Below are 25,862 nucleotides of genomic sequence, written 5' to 3' on the forward strand. Positions count from 1 at the left end.
GATGATTTTTCCCGGGTCATAGAGGAGAAGCCCTCTCTTTTCATGGCCTTCGTCTATCGGGCCCGGGCCTACGACCAGAAGGGAGAACGGTCCCTGGCCATTGCCGATTACCAGACCGCCCTGGACCTGCGGCCCGATTATCAGCCGGCCCTGGCTCCATTGGGGGTTCTCAAGTTCGAGACCGGGGAGTTCTCCCGGGCTGCNGAACTCTTCCGGGCCGCCNTAGAGAAGAGNAATCCCAACGATCCCCTCGATCACGGGTTAATCCTTCTGGCGGGGCTGAGTCTCAAGCTGGACGGAGAAGAGGTCCGGGCGCGGCGCTATCTGGAGACCCGGGCGCGGGATCTTGCCGGTTCAGGTTTGTACGCCGATATGGCGCGCTATTACCTGAACCCGGGATCAGATGCCTTTATCTATCGCCAGGTAACGCGCGAAGAGGACCGGTTCACGCGATTACGGGCCAGTTTTTATCTGGCAGGTCAGTACGAGGTGCTGGGACGGCTTGACAGTGCCCGGGCGTTGTATTTGGATATCATGGATGCAGATATTAGAGGCCTCATGGAAACNCGCCTGGCCCGCAGGCGGTACGAGTTGCTCCGTGGTGATTCCTGATATGGGGGAACCTCCGGAGCGGCCGGAACGGGGCGTCTCATGGAGACGATAGTCACGGGAGGGCTCAGGGCGCTCCTGGAGGTGCTGGACCGGGATCGGCCCGTGGTGGTCCAGGCTCACGATTTCCCCGACCACGACGCGGTGGCCACGGCCTTTGCCCTGGCCGAGCTTCTGGAGCGCCACCGCTTTGTGGTGCGTCTCTGCTACGGGGGGACGCTCCAGAGCCAGTCCCTGCACGATGCGATCCAGGAGCTGGAGATCGATATCGCCTCTATCGGCGATTCGGATATCCCCGGGGATTCCCAGATCATCGTGGTGGACGGGTTTGCGGGTAACTCCAACATGGCGGGGGTGCCGGGAACGCTGGCAGCGGTGATCGATCATCATCCTCCCCCCTGGCCCCCCGAGGTTCTCCACGCCGATATCCGTAGCGGCTACGGGGCCTGTTCCACCATCCTCTTCGAGTATTACCGCGACGCGGCGGTTCCCATGAGCGACCGGGTTGCCACGGCGCTGCTTCTGGGGATCATGATGGACACGGCCTTCATGACCAGAGGGGTCTCGGAGATGGATCTGGACGCCTTTGATGTGCTCTTTCGGCAGGGCGACTGGCGGCTGGCGGCGCGACTCCTGAAAAATTCCCTCTCCCTGAGCGATCTGGCGGCCTTCCGCCANGCCATAGACGGCTGTATCGTGGCTCGGGATTTTGCCTTTATTGCCTTGCCCGGCAGTTATTCTCCCGAGGTGATGGCCCTGGTGGCCGATTTTTTCCTGGGCCTCCGGGAGATTCACTTTGTGGTGGTGGTGAGCGGTGATCGCGATATGCACCGTCTCTCGGTCCGGAGCGAGAGCATGGGGCTCCCCTGTGACGTGGTTATTCACCGCGCCCTGGAGGGTGTCGGCTCCGGCGGGGGGCATATGCATATGGGGGGAGGGGCGATTCCCCTGGACCTCTATCCTGGCGATGAGGGGCTGCGCAAGCGTTTTATCGCGGCGATCGGGGGAGGCCCTCCCGAAGCGGAGGTTCCTNCCGGTGAAGAGGGNCCCTCGGGTGAGAGCACTTCTTCGGGNGAGAGCTCTCACCCTGGTGAGGCTCTCTCNGACAGGGGGGCTCCCGGTGAAGAGGACGCGCCCCGCGAGAGTTCCCGGGAAGACGGTCAGCCCCCGGACCGGATATCCCGGGAGAAAGTGTGATGAGAATAGACCCTGTGGAAAAAAAGGAACCCCTTCACGTGAACGACCCTGACCTCNNTACAGACAGCCCCGATAGAGACGCCGGTGATGCACCAGGCGCCGGTGATGCACAGAGCAAGGCCTCCGTCCTCGACACAGACACCCCNGATGCACAGGATCCCGCCCCCGGTGAGCGCGCTCCCGACGGGCACGAGCCACCACCCTTCGATCCTGCCCGCCACGGAATCACGATCGTCCGCGAGGCCGGTGAGGCAGGAGAGGCGGAGGGCCGCGAGTACTGGCTCCTGGGAACGGCCCACGTTTCCCGGGAGAGCGTGGTGGCTGTGGAAGAGACGATCCGTCAGGGCGGGATCNATCACGTGGTTGTGGAGATCGACCACCAGCGTTACCAGTCGGTAACGCAGAAACGGGACTGGTCCCAGCTCGACATCTTCCAGATTCTGCGAAAAGGCCAGGCCTTCCTGCTCCTGAGCAACCTCGTTCTGGCCTCCTTTCAGCGCCGGATGGGCGCCGGGACGGGGGTGACACCGGGTGAAGAGATGATCGCTGCCGTGAAGGCCGCCTCGGAGGTGGGGATCGGCAGCACCTTCGGGGATCGCCCCGTGACGGCCACGCTGCGACGCGCCTGGGCCAGGACGGGGTTTTGGGGCAGGAACAAGCTTCTCGCCAGCATGGTGGCGGCTGCCTTTTCCAGAGAGAAGGTCAGCGAAGAGGATCTGGCAAAACTGCGGGAGCAGAACGAGCTGGAGAGTATGCTTCAGGAGCTCTCCGATTACCTGCCCCAGGTCAAGGAGGTCCTGATAGACGAGCGGGACCGGTATCTGGCCCGGAGTATCTCCGAGGCGCCGGGGCGCCGGGTTCTGGCTGTGGTGGGGGCCGGCCACGTACCGGGAATCGCCCGGACCCTGGAGGGGCTTCGCGCGGGAACGGTTCGGGTCAGCAAGGCCGAGCTCGAGGAGATTCCCCCTCCCGGGGCCCTGCGCCGGGTCCTTCCCTATGCGGTCCCGCTTCTGGTGGGGGCGCTGATTCTCTGGGGGTTTTTTCGCGGGGGGCTCGAGGGGGGGCTTCAGTCTCTGGTCCGGTGGATCCTGGTAAACGGGACGCTCTCTGCAGCGGGAGCGGCAGCTGCTCTGGCCCACCCCCTAACAATACTGCTGGCCTTTGCGGCGGCCCCGATCACCTCCATGAACCCCACCGTGGGAGTAGGGCTCGTGACGGGTCTGGTCGAGGCCTTCCTCCGGAAACCCCGGGTTGCCGATTTCGAGCGGCTCAACGACGATATCGTCTCGCTCAGGGGGTTTTACCGCAACAGACTCACCCGGATTCTGCTGGTCTTTCTGCTTTCCAGCGTGGGGAGCTCCATCGGGACCTTTATCGCCCTGCCTCTGCTCTTTGGTTGATCCCGCCTCCCCGAGGGGGCGCGATCGCTGTCCGGAGGTGGCTCTGTCCGGGCGTCTCGCCCTGCCCGGGCGGGAGGGTCGGTCTAGGGTTCGGAGGAAAAGGCCTGACGAATGGCCTGGGCGATCCGGGGCGCCTCGATCCAGCTGATCTGCCCTGCCTTCTGTGCTGATCCTCCGGATTGTCCCGATCCGCCGGGCGGACCCACGAGACGCAGAAACCCCATCTCTTCAGCTGCCTTGATTCGCTGGGCCCGGTGCGACACGGGGCGGACCTCTCCTGCCAGAGAGAGCTCTCCCGTGGCAAGAACGCCCCGGGGGAGTTCCTTGCCCTGGCGCGCCGAGAAGAGGGCTACCGCCAGAGGCAGGTCGATGGCCACATCCTGAATCCTGATCCCCCCCGCCACGTTGACGTAGATGTCCTGGTCAGAGAAGGAAACCCCCAGGTGCTTTTCCAGCACCGCCGCCACCCGGGAGACGCGACGGTTGTCGATCCTGTCCGAGAAGGTTCTGGAGACGCCCCCCTTGGCCGGGACGGTCAGGGCCTGGATCTCTACCACCAGCACGCGCGAGCCCTCGTAACAGGGGGCTGCCACAACCCCCGCGGGGGGATGTGTCCGGTCGGGGCCGAGGAAGACCCTTCCCGGGTCGGTCAGTTCCTCCAGGCCCCGATGCTCCATGGTGAAGATTCCCACCTCCTCGATCGCGCCAAAGCGGTTCTTGGTGGCCCGAAGAAAACGCAGGTCGCTGCCGGACTGTTCGAAGAGGAGTACGGCGTCCACCAGATGTTCCACCACCTTGGGGCCGGCGATCTGGCCCTCCTTGGTAACGTGGGCCACCAGAATGACCTGGGAACCCCGGGTGCGGCTCCATTCGGCCAGTTCGTGNGTTACGGTTTTTATCTGGTTGATCGTTCCGGGAACGGCTCCCGCCTCGGGCGCGATCATGGTCTGGACGCTGTCCACAATAACCAGCCGGGGGTTGAGCCGCGCCAGTTCCTCCCGGATGATCTCCATGTGGGCTGTGCAGAGCAGGTGAAGGTGAGCCCCGGAAACCTCCAGGCGGTCTGCCCGCTGGCGGATCTGGGCAGGGCTCTCCTCGCCGCTCACGTAGAGGACCGNTCCCCCGGCNTGGCCGGTGCTCCGCTGGACCGACGCCGCCGCCTGGAGCAGAAGGGTGGACTTTCCGATCCCCGGTTCCCCCCCGATAAGGACCGTGGAGCCCTCCATGAGCCCCCCGCCCAGGGCCCGGTCCAGCTCGCCGATCCCCGTGGAGAGGCGCGCGCTCGTCGGCGCCTCNATCCGGGAGAGGAGAGAGCTTTGCCTGGGTGNGGTCAGCCCGTGAAGGAGGGGNCCCGGTCCGTCCTGGAGGGCGAGCTGCTCCTCCAGGGTATTCCATTCGCCGCAGGCGGGGCACTGGCCCAGCCACTTCGACTCCTGGTGACCGCAGGAACTGCAGACGTGGAGGGCCTTGCGTTTTGCCACGGCGTCTCCCGGCTCAGGAGCGGGCCTGGCCCAGGGCCTGGTCGAAGGACTCCCGAGTCACCTGAAAGGCCTCGGCCGCCGCCCCCCGGCGCAGGATCTCNACCCGCTGAATCCGGTCNCCCTGACGAATGGTGTCCACCACAGACTGGCCCCGCAGGACCCGCCCGAAGACGCTGTGCCGGTTATCGAGCCAGGGGGTCGCCACGTGGGTAATGAAAAACTGGCTCCCGTTTGTTCCCGGCCCGGCGTTGGCCATGGAGAGAACNCCCGGCCCGTCGTGGCGAAGTTCCCGGTGAAACTCGTCGGGGAACTGGTAGCCCGGGCCTCCCCGGCCTGTGCCGGTGGGATCACCCCCCTGGATCATGAAATCCTGGATCACCCTGTGGAAGGTAAGGCCGTCGAAAAAACGCACCCCCTCGCCCCGGGAATGGGCCAGGGTACCCTCGGCAAGACCCACAAAGTTCATCACCGTCAGGGGCGTCCTCTCGTACTCCAGCCGGAGCAGAATATCCCCCCGGGTGGTCTCCATCCGGGCGTAGAGCCCCGGCGGAAGGGTCTCTTCCGCCAGAACCTGGTCTATTCCCGGCAAGATCGGCCAGATCAGAAGGAACGCCCCGGCCAGAACCCGGGCCGGGACCCGCCCAGAGCGCTTCAACAGGCTCCTCCCGGCACAACCCGGGCCATGACGACGCCGTCGATCGCCTGGAGCTTCTCCACCGTCGCTGCCGAGATCGTCTCGTCCACGTCGATGATGTTGTAGGCCAGGTCATCGCGGTGGCGGTTGAGCATGTCCGAGATATTGAGGCCCGCCTCGGCCAGGATGGTGGTGATGCGGCTTACCATGTTGGGCACGTTCTTGTTGGCCAGGATGATCCGATCCCCGCCGTTTCCGTCCATGATACATTCGGGGAAGTTCACGGAGTTCCTGATATTTCCCTGCTCCAGGAAGTCGGCGAGCTCCTGGGCTGCCATGATCGCTGAGTTGGTTTCGGCCTCGGGTGTGGATGCCCCCAGGTGGGGAATGGCGATTACGCCGGGGGTTCCCAGGAGCGTCGCCGTGGGGAAATCGGTCACGTAGGCAGCGATGTGTCCCTTCGTCAGAGCCTCCACCATCGCCTGGTCGTCCACCAGGGCATCGCGGGAGAAGTTCAGAAACCGCGCGCCTGGCTTTGTCTTTTCCAGGCGTGCGGTGTTGATCAGGCCCCGGGTCTCGTCGTTCAGGGGAACGTGGATGGAGACGTAGTCGCACTCGGCCAGGAGTGCCTCCAGGCTGGTAGCACGCAGGACCGACCGGGAGAGCCCCCAGGCCGAGTTTACCGAGAGGTAGGGATCGTAGCCCGACACCTCCATGCCCAGAGATATCCCCGCGTTGGCCACCATGACCCCGATCGCGCCGAGACCGATCACGCCGAGCCGCTTTCCTGCGATCTCGGGCCCTCCGAAGGCGCTCTTGCCCGCCTCGACCTCTTTACCCACATCCACTGCGGCCGGGTCAAGGCTCTGAACCCACTGGCACCCTTCAATAATCTTGCGCGACGAGAGCATGAGCCCCGCCACCACCAGCTCTTTCACGCTGTTGGCGTTGGACCCGGGGGTGTTGAAGACCACCACTCCCTCTTCGGTACAGCGGGATACTGGAACGTTGTTTACACCTGCACCGGCGCGGGCGATACCACGCAGGGAAGGCCCGAAGGTGATATCGTGGAGTTTGGCGCTCCGCACGAGGATACCATCGGGATCGTGTACATCGGGACCAACCTGGTGACCCCGAGCTTCCAGAAGGGCGATGCCCTCAGCTGCGATTTTGTTGAAGGTTTGAATACGTGCCATAATGCACGAATGCTACACGGTGTGGGCACCCTGTTTCAACGGCCTTGAGGAATCTATATAATCCCGCCATGCGTTTTTCTGATTTTGGCTCTGTCTTTGGCGGCCCCACGGGGATCATGGATCTTATGGACGATATGGGAAAGGCTCTGGCGGGGGGCGTGCCCATGCTTATGCTGGGCGGAGGGAACCCCGCGCATATCTCTTCCGTGAACGATCTCTGGAGGCGGCAGCTCACGGAGATCCTGGCCGAAGAGGGCAAGATGGAGCGGATGCTGGCCAACTACGATACGCCCCAGGGTCAGCCCTCGTTTATCCGCGCCCTCACGGAGCTCCTGAACCGGGAGTTCGGCTGGAGCCTCGGCCCGGAAAACGTGGCGATCACCAACGGGAGCCAGACCGCCTTCTATCTCCTCTTCAACATGCTCACCGGTTCCTACGGCGGGGGCGACGATCCCCGACCTGGACGTGTGCTCTTTCCCCTGATGCCCGAGTATATCGGGTACGCCGATCAGACCATGGACCCCCGGAACTTCATCGCCTGCCGCCCGCTTATAGAGCGGCCCCGGGACCACCTCCACAAATATCACGTTGATTTTGCCGCCGTCGAGGGTCACCTGGCGGCGTCGGCTGCGGGGGGGGAGCGGATATGCGCGATCTGCGTCTCCCGTCCCACCAACCCGTCGGGTAACGTGCTCACCGACGGGGAAATGACGCGCCTCGATGACCTGGCCCGGCGTTACCAGGTTCCCCTGATCGTGGACAACGCCTACGGGGTTCCCTTTCCCCATATTATTTTTGACGATGTCATAGACGGGTCCGCCCGGCCTCTGTGGAACGAGAACATCATCCTGGGCATGAGTCTCTCCAAGATCGGTCTTCCCGGCACGCGCACGGGGATTCTTGTGGCGCGTTCCGAGATCGTCTCGGCCCTGAGCCGGGCCAACGCCGTGCTGAGTCTGGCCAACACGACGGTCGGGCAGTATCTGGTGGAGCCCCTGCTCCGGGACGGGAGCCTCCTCGAGGTGGCCCGGAAGACGATCATGCCCTTCTACCGGGAGCGGGCNGACCACGCTCACCANGTCTTTACCCGGGTCTTTCCCGATAGCCTGCCCTGGTCGGTTCACCGCACCGAGGGGTCTCTCTTTGTCTGGCTCTGGCTCGAGGGACTTCCCCTGTCGTCGCGGGAGCTCTACGAGCGGCTCAAGAAGCGGGGTGTCCTGGTGGTCCCGGGGGAATATTTCTTCTTCGGGGATCCCCTCCTGGCAGAGTGGCCCCACTCCCGGGAATGCCTGCGGATCAACTACGGCCAGGATCCGGCGGTGGTTGAGGAGGGGCTTCGCATTATCGCCGACGAGGTNACCCGCGCCTGGGGGTGACCTCNGTCTCCTGCTCGATCCGACCCCGGCAGGCCCGCGGACTGCTGACCTCCGCAGGCCTGGCTTCCCGGTCAGTCTCCGGCGGTGCTCACGGCTTCGCGGAACTGTTCCACCTCCCAGGTCCGGATAAACTCCACCTGGTCGGGGGGCATCGCCTGGACACCCCCGAAGTTCTCGGCAAGGCGGCTCACCTTGAGGGCGTCCAGAAAGAGTTCCATGGCCAGGCGTGCCTTTTTCTCCGTATCTCCCAGAGCCACCGCCCCGAGGTCTCCGGCAACAACGATCCTGGGGGTAGCGTCCTGGGCGTAGCAGAACTCCAGGATCTCGCTGTGAACCTCGGCCCGCAGGGCCTCCCGGGAGACGGGGGNGATGTAGCAGGGCCGGTGGCCGCTGTAGACAATATGGTCGGGGGTGAGGGCCCCCGTGAGTGGAGCAAAGCTCCCGGCGTTCGCNGCCCGGGNCAGAAGCTCCGGCGAGGTAAAGGTGATGGTCTTGGGCGGGTTCAGGGAATCACCGTGGGCAGCCCGGTACTCTGCTACGGCGTGNGCGGCGTAGTCCCTGAGGTCTTCCAGAAAAAACGGGTCCGTTTCCACCCCGCTCTCCTCAGGGNGGGTTGTAATGGCCCCCTTCAGGGTCTCCGTTACCTTCCGGTGAGCCTCCCGGATATCATGGGCGGTCTCTCCCGTTACCACCAGACCGTGGTTCTGCATGATCAGCATCGAGGGGTACGCACCCTCATGATCGCCCCGCCACTGCTGGACCATGTCGTAGATTGTGCGGGCCAGGATATACCCGGGGTTTACCGTGGGAATCCACAGCGCCTGATCGCCGAAGAGCTCCCGGGCTGCTGCAGCCCCCTCTCTGGAGCANGTGAGGCCGTTCAGTTCCGTGGGGTGGGTGTGAAAGACGATTCTCCGGGGNAACAGGGCGTGCATGAGGGTCTCCACGCTGGGGCGTTTCTCCGCTTCTCCCTCGCACCGCGCGGCCANGAGATCCTCCAGGGCGCGGGATTCCCGGGCCGATGTTTCCCCGGGATAGGAGGTCTTCCAGATCGCATCAAGACGTTCCCTGTTCATCAGGACAAACTGTTCGGGTTTCATCTCTGCCAGGGTCGTTCCCGAGGCTTTTACCGCCATGGTCTCGGCATCCTTGATGGAGGCATTGCCGCCACCGCCGATTACCCAGGACGAACCCTGTCCGATTTCCCGCGAAAGCTGTACAATCTCCTCAATGTCATGGTTGTTCATAGGCCACAATGTAATGCCAAATGTCCGGGCGGGGGAAGAATATTCGGGCGGGGGAAGGAATCCCCGTAAAGAGGGGGTATCTTCTCTCTTCGGGTGCCTCTCCCGGTCCGGTTTTTCCCTTGGGGGGCACGATACCCCACGGATCCCTGTTGCAGGAGTAAAAATGAAGAGATATCCCCTGGTACCTGTTTGTGCCGTGATAACGGCTGCTTTGATGATTTCCCTTTTTCCGGACGCCCTCGCTGCCCAAACCTCCGGGTGGGATGGTGAGTTCGGCGAAGCCCTGGAGCAGATCGATGCCTACCACTACGTGGACGATACCGATGTGGTTGGCGCTCTTCTGGAAGAGGAGCTTTCCCGTGTCTGGGAGAGCACCCGGCGGGGTGANCTCTTCTGGCGAAAGGCCCGGTACCTTGTGGCTGTGGCCGATCTCTCGCTCTGGCAGGAGAAGATGGAGCGCGATGAGGCGCTGGCCCTCTACGATGAGGCGCATACCTACGCCGAGATGGCGGCAGAACTCTTTCCCGACCACGCCCAGCCGCACTTCTGGCTGGCCGCAACGGCCGGGCGNCGGGCGCAGCTGCGGGGTATCTTCAACTCCCTCTTCCAGGCCTCTACCGTTCGTGATCATCTGGTGAACGCCCTGGAGCGGGACCCCGAGCTCGCCGAAGGCTACTACGTCCTGGGTCAGGTCTACCGGGAGCTGCCGGGGTGGCCCATCTCCTTCGGGAGCAACGATGGAGCGGTCTCGCTGGGGCGTCGGGCGATCGATCTCTACGAGGAACAGCGCGAGGCAGGGCTGGTCCCGGTGCGGTACTTCGATCACTACATCGAGCTTGCCAACTCCCTCTGGACCAGAAACAACAGCTCCCGGAAGCGCGAGCGTCGCTGGGGCCGCATGGCCGAGGCCTACCAGGCTGCCGGAACGGTGCTGGAGCGGGGCCTGGCCTACGAGGGAACCCGTTCCCTGAAGGACCAGAGCGACCGCGAGGAAGCGCTGGCGCTGATTCGTTGGGTTATCGGGGAGCTCTCGGCGGTGGAGGATCCCCGGGTTCGCCAGCGGATGGATCTTGCCGTTGCCCGGGAACGGCTCTCGTCCTGGGAATAGCCTCGGGGGAGNGCTTGTCGGCTGCCAGGCAGATTCTNCCGGGCAGCATGGTCCCCAACCTGGCTCCGGCCCAGGGGCTTCGATCGATCAGCCGCTGCAGTTCCAGGGGCCGGAAGCCCCGTCGTATGGAGAGCGCTCCATCGGTGCGGGCGAAGCTCCGGTGCAGGAAGAGCGTTGCAAAGAGAGAGAACCCCGCCAGGGACCAGTAGGAGCGCAAAAGATCGTTCAGAAGCAACCGTCTGCGGCAGGCCNGGAAGGAGCGCTCCAGAAACCGGTCGATTTCTGGTTCTGTCAGGTGGTGGAGCAGGTGGTTGGCCATAATATAATCGAAGGGGCCTTCGATCTCCAGGGCTGACCCTTCCCGGACNGTGATCGCCGGTTCGCGGGATGTCNTCCTGCGGGCGTAGTCCACAACCCGGGGATCGTGATCGAGGCAGGTAATCTCCAGAGCGATCCCCCGCGTCCGGGCCTCTGCCAGAAGCCACAGGGGGATATCGCAGGCCCCGGCCCCCACNTCAAGAACAGAGATCGTCTCCCCCGTGGGGCCTGTTCCCCGGGCGACGATATCTTCCAGGATACACCGCCGGACCAGTCCCCTCATGCGGGAAAAAAGACGGTTTATCAGGGAGAACTGGTCCAGCGTCCGCTGCAGCAGGACAGGATCGCTCAGGGTGTCGTCCATGAGCTCCCGGGCCTGGCTCCTCCGGGCAGGATACCACTGGATGGCGGGATACCACTGACCGGCGGGTGTCACGAACCGANCCTCTCCAGGCANGCCGTCTCGATCGTGAGGCCTGGCCCGAAGGCNGCGGCAAAGACCGGCCCGGCGCAGGGGCGGTCTGCCATGCTGCGCAGCACNAAGAAGATCGTGGCAGAACTCATGTTCCCGTANCGNGCCAGAACNCTGGATGAATCCNCCAGGGCCTGCTCGTCCAGCCCCAACGCCTCCCGGACCTTCNCGAGTATGGCCTTCCCCCCGGGATGAATCGCCCAGAGGGAGATCTCCCCGGGGGAAANCCCTCCCTCCGCCAGGCTCTCCTCCAGGAGCTCCCCCAGATGTTCCCGGATCAGCTGGGGCACGTAGGCCGAAAGGGTCATATCGAAGGCTCTCTCGCCCAGGCTCCAGGACATGGCCCCGGCGCTCTCGGGAAGAATCCGCGAGGCGAAGGAGTCGAGCCGGAATCGCGGAGACCCGTCGTCCCNANGATCCCCCGAAACCAGGGCCGCCGCCGCACCATCGGCAAAAATCGCGTTTGCAACCAGCCTGTCCGGATCGGGTCTGAACTGGACATGGAGCGAGCAGAGTTCCACGTCCACGATGAGCACCCGCGCCCGGGGCAGGGCCTGACAGATCGTCCGGGCCAGGCGGAGGGCGGGAAAGGCGGCGTAGCATCCCATAAAAGCTATGTTGTGTCGCAGAATCGTGGGGCTCAGGTTCAGGGCCTGTACCACCTGGTAATCGAAACCGGGCGCAGAAAAGCCGGTGCAGGTCACGGTAATCAGATGGGTGATCGACGAGGGATCGAGCCAGGAGAGATCCTGCAGAAGATCCGACACCGCCCGGATCGCCAGGCTCCGGGCCTCGGTGATAAAGAGGTTGTTCCGGTCTGCCGGTGAGGGTTCGGGGAGCAGGGAAGGGGCGCGGGAGAAGAAGGAAAACTCCTCTCGGGGCCTGACAAAATCGGCGATGACCGAGTGGCGTTCTTCGATCCCCGTTCCCTGGTACAGGCGGTCCAGAAAACGCTGTTCCTTCGGGGTGAAGTGGGGGACCTTCCGCATGAACTCCCTGGCTTCCTCCTGGGAGCAGGCGGTGTCGGGCACGACCGTGGCGATCCCCTGAAGCCAGACCGGATCTTGCCGAGAGAGGGGACCCGCCGGGGAGGAATCGTTACGGTTCCGGGTCGTTTTTTCTTCCATGGCCAGCAGAAAGTACGCTGACCACCCGGGAAAGGCAAGAAAAAAGAGGTTCTCCCCGGCCAGGGCGCAGGGCCGTTCTGCGGCGCCCCCGGGGGATGGTGATCATGGCAAAGTGCCGCGCCGTGGCCCGCCGGAAGGGACGGGAGAGCAGAAGCGCCACGATCAGGTTCCTGGGAGGAGAGACCAGGGAACCCCGGAGCGTCCCCAATCCCATGCCCAGGGCGGCCCGGTTTGCAGCAGCCCCTCCGGCCCGGCGCCGTACACGCTGGTACCGGCCTGGCGTGGCCGGCCGTTCTCCCGCTCTCTGGTCCTGGAAGAGATGTTCCACCAGGGCGGCCAGAAGCTCTGCATCGGCAAAGCCGGTGTTCATTCCCTGACCGCCGATGGGGCTCATGGTACGCGCGGCGTCACCGGCGAGGAAGATCGGCCCCTGCCAGTACCGGCAGGCCTCGCTGCGGGCGGGCCGGAAGGCGCTCTCCCATATTCGTTGTGTCCGGTCCAGATGAAAACCCGTTCGCTCGAGAACCAGGGCCTCCAGATCGGGGCTGGCCTGGTTAGACCGGGCCTCTTCCGGGGGAAGCTGTACGATCCACCGCCGCCTGCCACGGGGAAGCGGGAAGGATTCCACCGCCCCCGAGGGCGTAAACCAGAGATGCGCGTCGGAAGCGAACTCGCCCGTATCGGGGAAATCGGCCATAAAGAAAGACCGAGCGTAGGAATGGGTCCTTCTGGCTATGCCCGCCTCCCGGGCAACGGTACTGCGAACCCCGTCGGCACCCAGGACGTACCGGCCGTGCCAGGACGACCCGTCGCTACAGAGGAGGGTCACCCCCGAGGATGAGGGAAGGACCTTCCGGACCGATCGTCCCTGCTGAAGAGCAACGGAGGGATATCGTTCCAGGCCATCCCGGAGCAAAGCGCAGGTAATCTGCTGGGGCAGGGACAGAATAAAGGGAAACCGGGGGTGAACACCGGTGAAGGAGAGCGTCCCCAGAGTCCTTCGGGCTCCGTGAACGCGGGCGTGCGCTATGGGGAGGCCCTCCCGCAGAAAGCCTTCGGCAAGACCCGCTTCCTCGAGAATTTCCAGCGAGGGTGGGGTAATTCCGATTGCGCGGGATTCCTCCACCGGTCCTGGCCGGGGTGCCTCCTCCAGGATCGTTGCCGACCTGCCCGCCGCACCCAGGAGGTTCCCCAGGAGGAGTCCCGTGGGTCCCCCGCCCACGATGATTATTTCGGCGCGGTGATCGTCTCCACCCTGCTGGAAATCAGGCAACCGAGGAGACGCTCCCCGATTCCCCGGGCCGGTCTCCCCGGTGTTCTTCCCGCTCCTCCCGGGCTACCTCAATCTCCGTGAGGTACCCCGTCTTGAGGCAGGTCTCAAAGAGATCGTGCTCCATGAAACTCTCATCGACCGTATCGTATCCCTCGTGGTGCCGCACAATACGAACCTGCAGACCCTGCGGGGTTCGTCCGATGACTTCCAGGAACTCGCTCCGTTCCGGACTCGACTTGATCCGGAACCGGGTAATCATTGGCCCTCTCATACCCCTAGGTATCGACCGGCCGGGAGGAAGAGTTAAACCTCCCCCGAGGAAACTGCCCCCGCGCGCCACTGGCTGGGAGTATAGCCCGTCTTCTTTTTGAAGAGCCGGGAAAAATAGTACTGGTTTTCAAAGTTCATGCGGGCCGAAACTTCCTTGATCGAAAGCTCTGTATTATGAAGCAGTTCCTTGGCGCGGTGGATCCGCATCTGCAGGTAGTACTGATAGGGAGTGAGACCGGTGTAGTCCCGGAAGATCGAGAGGAGACGCGTGTATCCCACCCCCAGGGCAGAGGCAATCTCTTCCACGCTGATCTCCCGGTCCAGGTGCTGCTCCATGACCGTTCGCGCCTGATAGACCAGTTCGCTCTGGCCTGCATCGGTTCGGGAGATCGTTTGAATGGAGTGAATATGGGCCAGAAGCTGCAGAACCAGAGCGCCCAGACGCACCTGAAACCCCGGGGTTTGCTGACGGCAGAGGCGGACAATCTGCTCGTAATCGGCCATAACCTCGTGATTCAGTCCGATGTGGTGAAGGGGATCTTCCGGCCGAAGAATGCCATTCTTCCAGAGCCGATAGGCGTGGGCGCCGGAAAACCCCACCCAGTATTCGTGCCACCCCACGCCCCTGACGGGGTGGTAGGCGTGGCGGATACCGGGGAAGAGGAGCATGACATCACCGGCAGAGACCTCCCGTTTTTCAAAGGCCGGACACGAAAAGAACCCCTTTCCCGCTGTGATATACACAACCTGAAACTCCTGGAGCGTTCTTCCCGTTCCCACCGTCTCGGCGTAGGCCGGGGGGTGCTCCTCAGGGATGACCGGGTAATTGGAACCCGCCGGAACCTGGGAAAATCCTGCATCATTGCAATGAATCTCCCAGCGCAGGGCCTGCTTGTTCACTGGGAGATATCGAGAAAAGGAATTGCTCCGTGCCGGGATCGGCGGGCCTGCTTCTTTCTGCATATAAAAAAGTATATCACATCGCCTGTTTTGTCCATTTGCGAATACTGAAACCGGGCGTAGCGTGTAACCCGGGCACAAAAGATCAGGAGAGAGGATGCACGACATGGGAAATCAGTTGACAGTGGGGATCTTCGGAGTGGGGCTCGATACCTATTGGGGCCAATTCCCCGGGCTCAAAGAGCGCCTTGAGGGGTATCACCGCAGAATAGCCCGGATAATCGAGTCTGCAGGTGCNGTTGANGTTATCGATGCGGGGCTGGTTGATAATATCGATCGCGCCCAGGTGATCGGGAGCCTCTTTCGGCGTCAGCAGGTCGATATCGTTTTTTTGTATATCTCAACCTACGCGCTCTCTTCCACGGTGGTGCCGGTGGTCCAGGCCGCAGGTGTTCCTGTGATCGTTCTCAACATCCAGCCCGTGGCAGCTATAGACTACAGCGAATTCAACAAGCTGGGTGATCGCGGGGCCATGACAGGGGAGTGGCTGGCCCATTGTCAAGCCTGTAGTGTCCCCGAGATCGCCGGTGTCTTCAACAGGATGGGCATACCCTACCGGCTTGTGACGGGATACCTGGGAGACCACCGGACCGAGGACGAGCTGACGGGCTGGGTGGAGGCATCCCGAGTCGCCGCCGTAATGCGAATCAACCGTCTGGGTGTTATCGGTCATTACTACGCCGGCATGCTCGATGTATACACCGATATAACGAAGCAGATCGGTGCCTTCGGGGGCCATGTAGACATGATCGAGATAGACGAGGTGATCTCGATACGGAAGAACGTTACAGCCGGGCAGGTGGCAGAAAAAAGGGAGGAGTTCTCCAGAGTCTTCCAGGTCTCTCCCGAGTGTGATTCCCGGGAACTGGAACGCGCCGCACGAACATCGGTTGCCCTGGACGAGCTGGTAGAACAGCATCATCTGGGGTCGATGGCCTATTACTACGAGGGTGCGGTCCAGTCCGAGCAGGAGGATCTCGTTACATCGGTGATCGCCGGGAATACCCTCCTCACCGGTCGGAACGTTCCCGTGGCCGGTGAGTACGAGATAAAGAACGCCCAGGCGATGAAGATTCTGGATTCGCTGGGTGCGGGAGGATCTTTCTCCGAGTTCTACGCGATCGACTACCTCGAGGACCATATTCTGCTGGGTCACGATGGCCCCGCCCACAGGGGAATCGCCGAGGGACCGGTACGGCTGGTACCACTCCCGCTGTACCACGGAAAACCCGGAAAGGGGCTCTCGATCCAGATGACCGTGCGCCATGGCCCGGTAACACTCCTCTCGGTTTGCGAAGGACCCCAGGGAGTCTTTCTGCTCTTCGCCGAGGGGGAGAGCGTCGCCGGCCCTGTCCTGGAGATCGGGAACACCAACAGCCGATACCGCTTCCCCCTTTCGGCAGCGGATTTTATCGAGAGCTGGTCCCTTCCGGGACCTTCCCACCATTGTGCGATTGGCCTGGGGCACGTGGGAGACCGCATAGAAAAACTGGGATTCCTTTTGGGGATTCCCGTGACCCGGGTGTGTTGACCCCGGCACCGGTGGCCAGGGGGGCAAAAACCCCGAAGGACCGAAGAGGACCGGGGAACAGCCAAAGGAGAGAACGATGAGACGAAGAGGATTTGCCATGCAACTGAAGGAAGGTTGCTCCCGGGAATACAAGCGCCGCCACGACGAGATCTGGCCGGAGCTGGTGGAGGAGCTTCACCGTGCGGGGGTCCGCGACTACGTGATCTTCCTGGATGAGCACACGGGCAGGCTCTTTGCGAGCCAGAAGGTCACCGAGCACAACCAGGCAGATTCCCTGGCCGGACGGGAGGTTGTGCAACGCTGGTGGGCGTTCATGGCCGATCTCATGGAGACGAACCAGGACAACTCGCCGGTGGTCCAGGAACTCTCGGAAATGTTCTACCAGGATTAATCGGGGTAAGGGGAGACAGGCGCGTTGGAAACAAAGATTCTGGAATTGCAGAACGTCACGAAGGTTTTTCCTGGCGTGAAGGCCCTGGACAACGTTCAGTTCGATCTCCGGCAGGGAGAAATCCATTGTCTCATGGGCGAGAACGGAGCCGGAAAGTCCACCTTTATCAAGGTGATTACCGGGGTCCACGCGCCCGACGAAGGAGAGATGCTTCTTGGCGGGGAGCCCGTTTTGTTTCGGACCCCCCGGGAGGCCTATAAAGCAGGGATCGCAGCGATCTACCAGCACGTAACGGCTTACCCCGATCTGACCGTGGCGGAGAACATCTTCATGGGTCACGAGCGGGTAACCCCCTGGACCAGACGGATCGACTGGGCCCGGATGCACCGGGAGGCACAGGATCTGCTGGATTCGCTGGATGCGAACTTCAGTTCCCGCGAACGCATGGGGAACCTCTCGGTGGCGCGACAGCAGATCGTGGAGATAGCCAAGGCCCTCTCGGCACAGGCCAGGGTTCTGGTCATGGACGAGCCCACGGCGGCGCTTACCCGCTACGAGAGTGAAGAGCTCTACCGGATTACCGAGGACCTGCGGAACTCCGGGGTCTCGATCATCTTTATCTCTCATCGTATGGAGGATATCTGGCGTCTTGCCGACCGTGTGACGGTCTTTCGCGACGGTCGCTACATCGACACCTGGGAGGCGCGGGAGATTACCCAGCACGACCTGGTGGTTGCCATGGTGGGGCGGGAGATATCGCACCTCTTTCCCAAACGAAAGGTAAAGACGGGGGACGAGATCCTGCGGGTGGAGAAGCTCGGCCGGAGAGGGTTCTTCCAGGACATCTCTTTTTCCCTGAAGCAGGGAGAGATCCTCGCCCTGACGGGTCTGGTCGGTGCGGGAAGAACCGAGGTCTGCGAGGCTCTCTACGGAGTCTGTTCCTGGGATTCGGGAAGGGTCTTTCTCGAGGGCGCTCCCTACCGTCCCGGAAGCCCCCGTCAGGCTCTGGAGGCGGGAATCGGGGCCCTCCCCGAGGACAGGCAGCTGGAGGGGCTGATCCTTCAGTGGGAGATAGGAAAGAACATCTCCCTGGCATCGCTGGGAGAGGTCTCCCGCAGGGGATGGATCCAGATCGCCCGGGAACGGGACTACGCCGGAGGGCTCGCGAAGAAACTCTCGGTAAAAGCTCCCTCGATCTTCACCCGTGTGGCGGCCCTTTCCGGCGGCAACCAGCAAAAGGTGGTGGTTGCCAAGATTTTGAGCCGGGACCTGAAGGTGATTATTCTGGACGAACCTACAAAGGGGGTCGACGTGGGGGCCAAGGCTGCGATCTACGAAATTATCGGAGATCTGGCCGAGCAGGGCTACGGGATCATTCTGGTTTCGTCGGAGATGCCCGAGGTACTGGGGCTGAGCGACAGGATCGTGGTGATGAAGCGGGGGCGAGTGACAGCACACATGGAGACCGCCGGAGCGACTCAGGAGGAAATTCTCCGTGCAGCCATGGTCTCTGATCAGAAGGAGATGGCCCATGGCGAAGCATAACTGGCAGTGGAACGAGAACCTTCGGGAGCTGGGGTTGCTTCTGTTCATGGCGATCCTTGTGGTGGCTATCCAGATAAGGAACCCCGCCTTCCTGACTGCGGGAAATCTGACTTCGCTTTTAACCAACACGGCGATCCTGGCGATCCTGGCTTTGGGGATGATGCTGGTTCTGGTGACCCGGGGAATCGATCTTTCCATCGGCTCCACCATCGCTCTGGCCGGGATGGTGACCTCCCTCGCCGTGGCCCGGTATCCAGGGATACCCCCGGTAGCGGCGATCGGTCTGGGCACCGCCGTGGGTGCCCTGGCGGGCATGGTGGTGGGCCTGCTGGTATCCCGGTGGGATGTGCTCCCGATCATTGCCACCCTGGGCATGATGAATGTCCTTCGAGGTCTCACCTATGTGATCTCGGGAGGGCGCTGGGTCAGTTCCTACCAGATGTCCGACAGCTTCAAGAGAATCGCCACGGGCCGGATCCTGGGAGTAAATAACCTGATCGTGATAGCCCTGCTCGCCTATCTGGTGGCCGCCTGGTTTATCAATCATACCCGTCTGGGCAGACAGATCTACGCCGTTGGCTCCAATCCTGAGGCGGCCGAGGTCTCGGGGTTGCCCAAGCGGAGACTGATATTCCTGGTATACACCATCATGGGGAGCCTTGCCGGTCTGGCGGGGGTTCTCTGGGTGGCAAAGTTTGCCTCCGCCCAGGGAGACACCGCCACGGGGTACGAGCTGCAGGTGATCGCTGCGTGCATTCTGGGTGGCGTGAGTATCAACGGAGGGGTGGGGCGTCTCACCGGGTTGTTCCTGGGAACGGTCATGCTCGGAATCATTGCAAATGCCCTGCCGCTGATCAACGTCTCACCCTTCTGGCAGATGGGTATCCAGGGGGGCGTGGTCCTGGCAGCTGTTCTCACAAACGTGATGGTTCGAAGAAACACGGAACGGACAGCCCTGCGGAGACGGGTGATCTGACGCCATACCTGATCGGCGGCGGGAAATTGAATCGAACCTTTTCAAGGAGATACGGCAATGGTCGCAGAAGAAGAGAAGAGAGAGCGGAAGAAACGGTCAGTACCCCCACCGGGTGATGGTACTCTCCTGAGCACAACGATGCCCTGGAGCTGGAAGGATTTCTTCCTTCAGTGGGAATGGATGCTCGTGGCGGTTTTGTCTCTCGTGATCGTGGTGAACTCGCTGATCTCGCCCTTCTTTCTGAACTGGCACACCTTTATAAGGACGCCTGCGTCGTTTCTCGACAAGGCTTTTATTGTCTTTCCCATGATGTTTGTGATCATTCTGGGAAAGATCGATATTTCCGTGGGATCAACGGTGGCGCTCTCGGCGGTTATTATGGCGGTCAGTTATAACGCTGGTCTCCCCATGGGGCTCGCGATTCTGCTGTGCCTCGGTGTGGGGGCTGCGGCGGGGGCGATCAACGGATTTCTCCTGGTGGCATTCAGGGAGCTCTCTTTTGTAATCGTTACCCTTTCGACGATGATAATCTACCGGGGGATCGCCTACATTATCCTGGGAAACCGTGCATCGGGCGGGTTCCCCGAAGGATTCTCCCTTCTTGCCTGGGGCTCTCTGGGCGGAGTCCCGATTATTCTCATCGCCTTTGTCATCGCAGCGGTATCGTTCGGCCTTGTCCTGCACAAGACAGTGTTTGGCCGTGCGCTCTTTGCCATGGGCCACAACGCCCGGGCCTGCCGACACTCCGGAATAAATACAGACCTGATTTTGTGGACCGTCTTCACGCTGAACGGACTCATGGCTGCCGTGACGGCGATCTTTCTCACCTCGCGCATGGGCAGTACCCGGCCAAACGTTGCCATGGGGTACGAGCTGGAGGTCATCGCCATGGTTGCCCTGGGAGGAGTCAGCACCAGCGGAGGCGTGGGTCGCATAGGCGGGCCTGTACTGGCCATTTTTATTGTGGGTTTTCTGGGGTACGGCATGGGGTTGGCCAATCTTCAGGCGCCGATCGTTCTTGTTGTGATAGGCACGCTGCTCATCGTCTCTGTCCTTGCGCACAAGATCCGGTTTCAGGGGTTCAAATTATTCCGGGCGCGTAGCACCGCTGCGACGGCCGGGGAAAAAAATCAGGAGGTTTGATATGGGAGTAGCACGAAAGAGTGTCTTGGTTATGCTGGTCTTCGGTATTGCGCTGGCTCCGGTGGCCGTCTTTGCCGGCGGGCGTGCGGAACAAACAGGAACGGGGCGACATGCCTTTGTGTTCAAGAACACGGGTAACCCCTACGGCGAGAAGCAGATGGAGGGGTTCGGAGTGGGGATCGGCGAGCAGGGATTTGAGGCAATCCTCAGAGCGCCCGACCAGCCTACGGCGGAGGCCCAGATTCAGATTATCGAGCAGTTGATAGCTCAGCGGGTCGACTCCATAACCGTCACTGCCAACGACTACGACGCCCTGCAGCCCGTGCTGCGTCAGGCCAGGGAGGCGGGAGTCAGGATCGTTTCAGCTGACTCGGCGGTGAACCCCGCCAGCCGGCTCACCCACGTGAACCAGGCTGACTCGGAGATGATCGGAAGGACCCTCATCCAGGCGGCCTACGATATGGCCGGTGGTGAGGGGCAGATCGCGATTCTCTCAGCCACGAGCCAGGCTTCCAACCAGAATCTCTGGATCGAGTGGATGAAGACGGAACTCGAGGAAAATCCCGAGAAGTACGCCGCGATGGACCTGGTCCGCGTAGCCTACGGCGATGACCTGCGGGACAAATCGGTCAGCGAGACCGAGGGGCTTCTTCAGACCTTCCCTGATCTGAAGGTTATCATTGCTCCCACAACGGTGGGGATCGCCGCTGCGGGTCGTGTTATCACCGACAGGAACCTGGTAGGGCAGGTCTTTGTTACGGGGTTGGGCCTTCCCTCGGAGATGGCCGAGTACATCCAGAACGGGGCGACTCCCTACATGTTCCTCTGGAATCCCATCGACGTGGGATACCTCTCGGCCTATGTTGTCGGAGCCCTGATCCGGGGAGAAATATCCGGTGAAGCGGGCGAGACCTTCGAGGCAGGCCGCCTTGGAATCTTTGAAGTTACCCGGGCTCCCGACGGAGGAACCGAAGTTCTTCTGGGAGCTCCCTTCCGTTTCGATCCAGGGAACATCGATGAATGGAAGACGGTGTACTAGAGCCGGATTTCCGCATCTCTGCGAGGGGCCGCCCGTTTCAGGGCGGCCCGATACATCCATGACGTCCTGAAGGGAGAAGGAATGTTTTCTGCACCAACCGAACAACACCTTGAGCAGGCCTACCATCGTGCTCGGGACGAATACGCTGATCTGGGGATCGATACCGGGGAAGCCTTGCAGAGGCTCGCTCGTGTCGCGGTATCGATAAACTGCTGGCAGGGGGATGATGTAGCGGGCTTCGAGGGCCAGGAAGGAATCACCGGGGGCGGAATCCTGGCGACGGGAGAATATCCCGGAAAAGCCCGGAACCCCGACGAGCTTCGCCGGGATTTCGAGATGGCCTACTCCCTGATCCCCGGAAAGCACCGGTTCAACCTGCACGCCATGTACCGGGAGAGCGACAATCCTGCCCTGGACCGGGACGGGATAGGACCCGAGCATTTCTCCCGGTGGATGGACTGGGCCCGGGAGATGGATCTCGCCCTGGATTTCAACCCCACCTTCTTCTCCCATCCCCTGGCAAAGAGCGGGTACACCCTGGCGAGCAGGGACGAGAAGGTACGGGCCTTCTGGATCGAGCACGGCAAGCGGAGCCGCCAGATTGCGGCCCACCTTGGAGCGCACCAGGGATCGGCCTCGATCAACAATTTCTGGGTTCCCGATGGTTCCAAGGACGAACCGGCGGACAGGCTTGCGCACCGGGAGTTGCTGATCCAGTCCCTGGATGAGATATTTTCCCTGGCCTATCCCAGAGAGCAGACCCTGGACGCCGTGGAAAGCAAGCTCTTCGGGATCGGATCTGAGGCCTTTGTCGCGGGGTCCCACGATTTTTATCTGGCCTATGCCATAAGCCGTGGTGTGATGCTCACCATGGATGCCGGACATTACCACCCCACAGAATCGGTGGCGGAGAAGATTTCCGCCGTTCTTCCCTTCTGTCAGGATCTCCTGCTTCACCTCTCCCGGCCCATCCGATGGGACAGCGATCATGTGGTCATCTTCGACGATGCTACCAGGGATATTTTCCGGGAGGTCCAGAGGGCGCGCAGTTTTGATCGGGTTCATCTGGCCGTTGATTTTTTTGACGCCAGCATCAACCGTATTGCTGCCTGGGTGATAGGGGTTCGATCCGCCCTGAAGGCGGCTCTCTTTGCCTTGCTGGAGCCAACCGATCTTCTGGTAGCGGCCGAAGAGTCCGGTGACACCGCAACCAGGCTGGCGCTGCAACAGGAGTTGCTCACCTTACCCTTTGGGGCGGTGTGGGACAAGTTCTGTCTGGACCAGGGGGTTCCCCCGGGACGATTCTGGCTTGCCCAGGTGAAGGAATACGAACAGCAGGTACTCCGAAAGCGACAGTAGTTGCTCCCGGAGTTGCTCCCGGGGCGAAAACAACCTGCAAAATCCTCCTCTGCCGGGGCCACACTCTGGATTAACCCGAGTGATATCGTTAAACTATGCACCAAATTTTTGACAGGGAGAGTACTATGGCACGGGTGTACAACTTTTACGCGGGACCCGCCACACTTCCGGTGGAGGCTCTGCAGGAGGCGCAGAAAAACCTGGTAGACTATGAAGGATCGGGATTATCCCTCATAGAGACCAGCCATCGCAGCAAGGAGTACGACGCGGTTCACACCACCACGATCGACCTCATCAAGGAGCTGCTGGGTGTCCCTTCGGGCTATTCCGTCCTGCTTCTGGGCGGTGGTGCGTCCATGCAGTTTGGCATGGTCCCCATGAACCTGATGCCCCGGGACGGTTCCTGCGACATGACCCTCACGGGAAGCTGGGCAAAGAAAGCCCTGGCCGACGCAAAAAAATGCGGAACGGTCAATCTTGTCTACGACGGAAGCGATGCAGCCTTCACCACTCTCCCTGACCCCGCCTCGGTTCAGTCCAGTCCCGGCAGTTCGTANCTGCACATTACCTCCAACGAGACCATCGAAGGTGTCCAGTGGAAGGCGTTCCCCAGGACCGAGGCGCCCCTGGTTGCCGATATGTCCAGTGATATTCTGAGCCGCCCCCTGCCGGTGGACCGGTTCGGGATCATCTACGCCGGTGCCCAGAAGAANCTGGGGCCCTCGGGTGTGACCATCGTGATTATCCGGGACGATCTTCTGGAGCGGAGCCCCGAGGCGCTTCCGGCGTATCTGAACTACCGGACCCACGCCAAGACGGGATCTCTCTACAACACGCCCCCGGTTTTTCCCATCTATATGGTTAAACTGGTTCTGGAATGGCTCCAGCGCCAGGGCGGCCTGGATGCCATGGCAGAGCGGAACCGCAAGAAGGCTGCTCTCCTGTACGATGCTATCGAGAGTTCCGGCTCCTTTTACCGCTGTCCCGTTGATCCCCGGTACCGNTCCGACATGAACGTGGTCTTCCGCCTGCCTTCGGAGGATCTGGAGAAACGCTTTGTTACCGAAGCTGGTGCAGCGGGAATGATCGGCCTCAAGGGGCACCGCAGTGTGGGGGGCATCCGCGCGTCAATCTATAACGCCATGCCCGACGAGGGGGTTTCCAAGCTGGTCTCCTTCATGAATTCTTTTGCCCAGGCCCACGCCTGAGGCTCATGCAGGGAGTTGTTATGTCATATGTAGAAACAGTACTCGCCGATGTACAGCAGCGTTATCCCGAACAGCGGGAGTTCCTCCAGGCCGTGGAGACGGTCCTTCATTCGATCACACCGGTTTTTGGCGACCACCCCGAGTATCAGGAGGGCGGTGTCCTGGAGCGACTGATCGAGCCGGAACGGATCATCATCTTTCGCGTTCCCTGGGTGGACGACGCGGGCAATGTCCAGGTGAACCGGGGGTTCCGGGTGCAGTTTTGCAGCGCCCTGGGCCCCTACAAGGGGGGGCTGCGCTTCCACCCCACGGTAAACCTGAGCATCATGAAGTTCCTCAGCTTCGAGCAGATTTTCAAGAACAGCCTCACGGGGCTCCAGCTCGGAGGCGGAAAAGGCGGGAGCGATTTCGATCCCAAGGGGAAAACCGACAACGAGGTCATGCGCTTCTGCCAGTCCTTCATGACGGAGCTCTCCCGTTACATCGGTCCCCAGACCGATATCCCTGCTGGTGATATCGGAGTCGGGGCCCGGGAGATCGGCTATCTCTTTGGCCAGTACCGCAAAATGCGCAACGAGTTCACGGGGACCCTCACGGGCAAGCGCCTGGACTGGGGCGGCTCGCTGGTCCGGCCCGAGGCGACGGGGTACGGCGCCGTCTACTTTGCCGAGGAAATGCTCCAGGGTGCCGGAGCCTCCATCGAGGGCAAGACCTGTGCCGTCTCGGGGAGTGGAAACGTGGCGCAGTTCACCCTCCAGAAACTCCTGGACCTGGGGGCAAAGCCGGTGACGCTCTCCGATTCAGGCGGATTTATCCACGACCCCGAAGGAATCACCCGGGAACGTCTGGCATGGGTCATGGAACTCAAGAACGAGCGGCGGGGCCGAATCAAGGAATACGCCGACGAGTTCGGGGTGGAGTACTATCCCGGGAAGCGTCCCTGGGGCGTACCCTGCGACGCGGCTTTCCCCTGTGCGACCCAGAACGAGCTCGACCAGGACGATGCCGCCAGGCTCATCGCCCAGGGCTGCAAGGTCGTCGCCGAGGGGGCCAACATGCCCACCTCCACCGAGGCGATCCGTGACCTGATCGCGGCGGGGGTCCTCTACGGCCCGGGCAAGGCGGCCAACGCCGGAGGTGTTGCCACGAGCGGCCTCGAGATGAGTCAGAACGCCATGCACCTGAGCTGGAGTTTTGAAGAGGTGGACAGGCGTCTGCGGGAGATCATGCGGAATATCTACCGTGCCACGGCCGAAGCGGCCGAACGGTACAGATCCCCTGGTAACTTCGAGCTGGGCGCAAATATCGCCGGTTTCCGGAAGGTTGCCGACGCTATCCTTGATCAGGGGGTCGTCTGATCTGACGGTTCCTGTCCGGGAGGGGCTTCGAACCCCTTCCGGGCAAGCCTCGGGCCTCTTCCTGCCTATCCTTCCTGGCCGGCATCGGGGTCCAGAAGACCCGCGATCTGATCCACGGCCCAGAGAATCCTCTCTACTTCGGCAGGCGTATAGCGCTCCATGCCCTCGATAAACCGGCGTGGCACGGGCGAGGGAATCTCCTGAAGAAACGCCTTGCCCTTATCGGTGAGGCGCAGGTGTATCTGGCGGCGGTCGCTGCTGCTTCGCACCCGCTGCAGCAGATCCTGTTTCTCCAGACGGTCAACAATGCCCGTGACGGTGCTGTTGGTGAGGGTAACGGTTCTGGTGAGCTCGCTCAGGGTGATGGGATCCTGTTCGGCTACCTCCTTGAGGCAGATGACCTGGGGAACGGTGATGTGGTGGTGCTCCTGGAGGTACCGGGAGTGCTTGTCGAAGCCCCGGGCGATCTTTCTGAGCCGCTTGGTCAGGTGAACCACTGTGGGCGTATCCAGGGACGGGTCGGTGTTGGATCGGGACGGGTAATCGTTATCTTTCATAAGCTCGTACGCAGATGAATATTTTGCACGCGAAATTTACGTCCTGTCAAGGCCTTGGACCCCGGAGAAGCAGTCCGCCGGGGCCGG

Annotated in this window: 22 protein-coding genes; 12 read left to right on the plus strand and 10 right to left on the minus strand. The window is 62.0% G+C overall.

The annotated features are described in order from the left end of the window. The first annotated feature begins 651 nt into the window (after positions 1-651). Entirely contained in the window at positions 652-1,806 is a 1,155-nt protein-coding gene (locus B071_RS0106730; RefSeq protein ID WP_018526340.1) for a DHH family phosphoesterase, read from the plus strand. Further along, positions 1,806-3,206 carry a TraB/GumN family protein gene (locus B071_RS0106735; RefSeq protein WP_018526341.1) on the plus strand — a complete coding sequence of 467 codons (1,401 nt, stop codon included), beginning with the start codon at positions 1,806-1,808 and terminating at the stop codon, positions 3,204-3,206. Before B071_RS0106730 ends, B071_RS0106735 begins: the two co-directional genes overlap by 1 nt. Positions 3,207-3,289: 83 nt before the next feature. On the opposite strand, the gene radA is transcribed toward B071_RS0106735, so the two are convergent. The 3 genes from radA to B071_RS0106750 form a co-directional block, all read right to left on the minus strand. Beyond that, positions 3,290-4,687, minus strand: a complete 1,398-nt coding sequence (gene radA, locus B071_RS0106740) for a DNA repair protein RadA (RefSeq protein WP_018526342.1) — start codon at positions 4,685-4,687, stop codon at positions 3,290-3,292. A gap of 13 nt (positions 4,688-4,700) precedes the next feature. Then, positions 4,701-5,216, minus strand: coding sequence for a peptidylprolyl isomerase (locus B071_RS16340; protein ID WP_094354948.1), 516 nt, complete (start codon positions 5,214-5,216; stop codon positions 4,701-4,703). 122 nt (positions 5,217-5,338) lie between these two features. Next, entirely contained in the window at positions 5,339-6,517 is a 1,179-nt protein-coding gene (locus tag B071_RS0106750) for a phosphoglycerate dehydrogenase (RefSeq protein WP_018526344.1), read from the minus strand. 68 nt (positions 6,518-6,585) lie between these two features. On the opposite strand from B071_RS0106750, the gene B071_RS0106755 reads away from it, so the two are divergent. After that, positions 6,586-7,893: a valine--pyruvate transaminase gene (locus B071_RS0106755; RefSeq protein WP_018526345.1), complete on the plus strand. Its 1,308-nt coding sequence runs from the start codon at positions 6,586-6,588 to the stop codon at positions 7,891-7,893. Positions 7,894-7,964: 71 nt separating this feature from the next. Here B071_RS0106755 and B071_RS0106760 read toward each other — a convergent pair whose 3' ends face one another. Beyond that, a complete protein-coding gene (locus B071_RS0106760) occupies positions 7,965-9,140 on the minus strand; it encodes a class II aldolase/adducin family protein (RefSeq protein WP_018526346.1) in 1,176 nt (391 codons plus the stop codon). A gap of 214 nt (positions 9,141-9,354) precedes the next feature. Between B071_RS0106760 and B071_RS20605 the strand changes: the two genes are divergently transcribed. Further along, positions 9,355-10,248 (plus strand): hypothetical protein, encoded by an 894-nt coding sequence (locus B071_RS20605; RefSeq protein WP_157703064.1) that lies wholly within the window; start codon positions 9,355-9,357, stop codon positions 10,246-10,248. Here the strand turns inward: B071_RS20605 and B071_RS0106775 are convergent. The 5 genes from B071_RS0106775 to B071_RS0106795 form a co-directional block, all read right to left on the minus strand. Continuing rightward, on the minus strand, positions 10,157-10,930 hold the full coding sequence (locus B071_RS0106775) for a methyltransferase domain-containing protein (protein WP_438829615.1): 774 nt from the start codon (positions 10,928-10,930) through the stop codon (positions 10,157-10,159). The two genes, B071_RS20605 and B071_RS0106775, sit on opposite strands and share 92 nt — an antisense overlap. 68 nt (positions 10,931-10,998) lie before the next feature. Beyond that, positions 10,999-12,165 carry a type III polyketide synthase gene (locus B071_RS0106780; RefSeq protein ID WP_018526350.1) on the minus strand — a complete coding sequence of 389 codons (1,167 nt, stop codon included), beginning with the start codon at positions 12,163-12,165 and terminating at the stop codon, positions 10,999-11,001. Then, positions 12,137-13,438 carry an FAD-dependent oxidoreductase gene (locus B071_RS16345; RefSeq protein ID WP_018526351.1) on the minus strand — a complete coding sequence of 434 codons (1,302 nt, stop codon included), beginning with the start codon at positions 13,436-13,438 and terminating at the stop codon, positions 12,137-12,139. The genes B071_RS0106780 and B071_RS16345 overlap by 29 nt, the downstream gene beginning before the upstream one ends. After that, positions 13,431-13,709, minus strand: coding sequence for a hypothetical protein (locus tag B071_RS16350; protein WP_169336309.1), 279 nt, complete (start codon positions 13,707-13,709; stop codon positions 13,431-13,433). Before B071_RS16350 ends, B071_RS16345 begins: the two co-directional genes overlap by 8 nt. A gap of 32 nt (positions 13,710-13,741) precedes the next feature. Further along, a complete protein-coding gene (locus B071_RS0106795) occupies positions 13,742-14,608 on the minus strand; it encodes a helix-turn-helix domain-containing protein (protein WP_018526353.1) in 867 nt (288 codons plus the stop codon). 1,667 nt (positions 14,609-16,275) lie between these two features. Here B071_RS0106795 and rhaM point away from each other — a divergent pair. From rhaM to gdhA, 8 genes are all read left to right on the plus strand, one after another. After that, entirely contained in the window at positions 16,276-16,590 is a 315-nt protein-coding gene (rhaM, locus tag B071_RS0106810; RefSeq protein ID WP_026245056.1) for an L-rhamnose mutarotase, read from the plus strand. A 24-nt stretch (positions 16,591-16,614) separates the two neighbouring features. Continuing rightward, complete coding sequence (locus tag B071_RS0106815) at positions 16,615-18,135, plus strand: sugar ABC transporter ATP-binding protein (RefSeq protein WP_018526357.1); 1,521 nt, start codon at positions 16,615-16,617, stop codon at positions 18,133-18,135. Then, positions 18,122-19,111, plus strand: coding sequence for an ABC transporter permease (locus tag B071_RS0106820; protein ID WP_018526358.1), 990 nt, complete (start codon positions 18,122-18,124; stop codon positions 19,109-19,111). The genes B071_RS0106815 and B071_RS0106820 overlap by 14 nt, the downstream gene beginning before the upstream one ends. Positions 19,112-19,168: 57 nt before the next feature. Next, entirely contained in the window at positions 19,169-20,254 is a 1,086-nt protein-coding gene (locus B071_RS0106825) for an ABC transporter permease (RefSeq protein ID WP_018526359.1), read from the plus strand. A 1-nt stretch (position 20,255) separates the two neighbouring features. Beyond that, positions 20,256-21,293: a rhamnose ABC transporter substrate-binding protein gene (locus tag B071_RS0106830; protein ID WP_018526360.1), complete on the plus strand. Its 1,038-nt coding sequence runs from the start codon at positions 20,256-20,258 to the stop codon at positions 21,291-21,293. Positions 21,294-21,374: 81 nt separating this feature from the next. Then, complete coding sequence (locus tag B071_RS0106835) at positions 21,375-22,652, plus strand: L-rhamnose isomerase (RefSeq protein ID WP_018526361.1); 1,278 nt, start codon at positions 21,375-21,377, stop codon at positions 22,650-22,652. Between the two features lie 125 nt (positions 22,653-22,777). Beyond that, the gene (gene serC, locus B071_RS0106840) at positions 22,778-23,860 is read left to right on the plus strand and encodes a 3-phosphoserine/phosphohydroxythreonine transaminase (protein WP_018526362.1); all 1,083 of its coding nucleotides are present in this window, start codon (positions 22,778-22,780) and stop codon (positions 23,858-23,860) included. A gap of 20 nt (positions 23,861-23,880) precedes the next feature. Next, positions 23,881-25,218, plus strand: a complete 1,338-nt coding sequence (gene gdhA / locus B071_RS0106845; RefSeq protein WP_018526363.1) for an NADP-specific glutamate dehydrogenase — start codon at positions 23,881-23,883, stop codon at positions 25,216-25,218. Positions 25,219-25,283: 65 nt separating this feature from the next. On the opposite strand, the gene B071_RS16355 is transcribed toward gdhA, so the two are convergent. Further along, positions 25,284-25,775, minus strand: coding sequence for a MarR family winged helix-turn-helix transcriptional regulator (locus B071_RS16355; RefSeq protein WP_083914587.1), 492 nt, complete (start codon positions 25,773-25,775; stop codon positions 25,284-25,286). Between the last annotated feature and the right edge of the window lie 87 nt (positions 25,776-25,862).

This window comes from Alkalispirochaeta alkalica DSM 8900 (assembly GCF_000373545.1).
Lineage (GTDB): Bacteria > Spirochaetota > Spirochaetia > DSM-27196 > Alkalispirochaetaceae > Alkalispirochaeta > Alkalispirochaeta alkalica.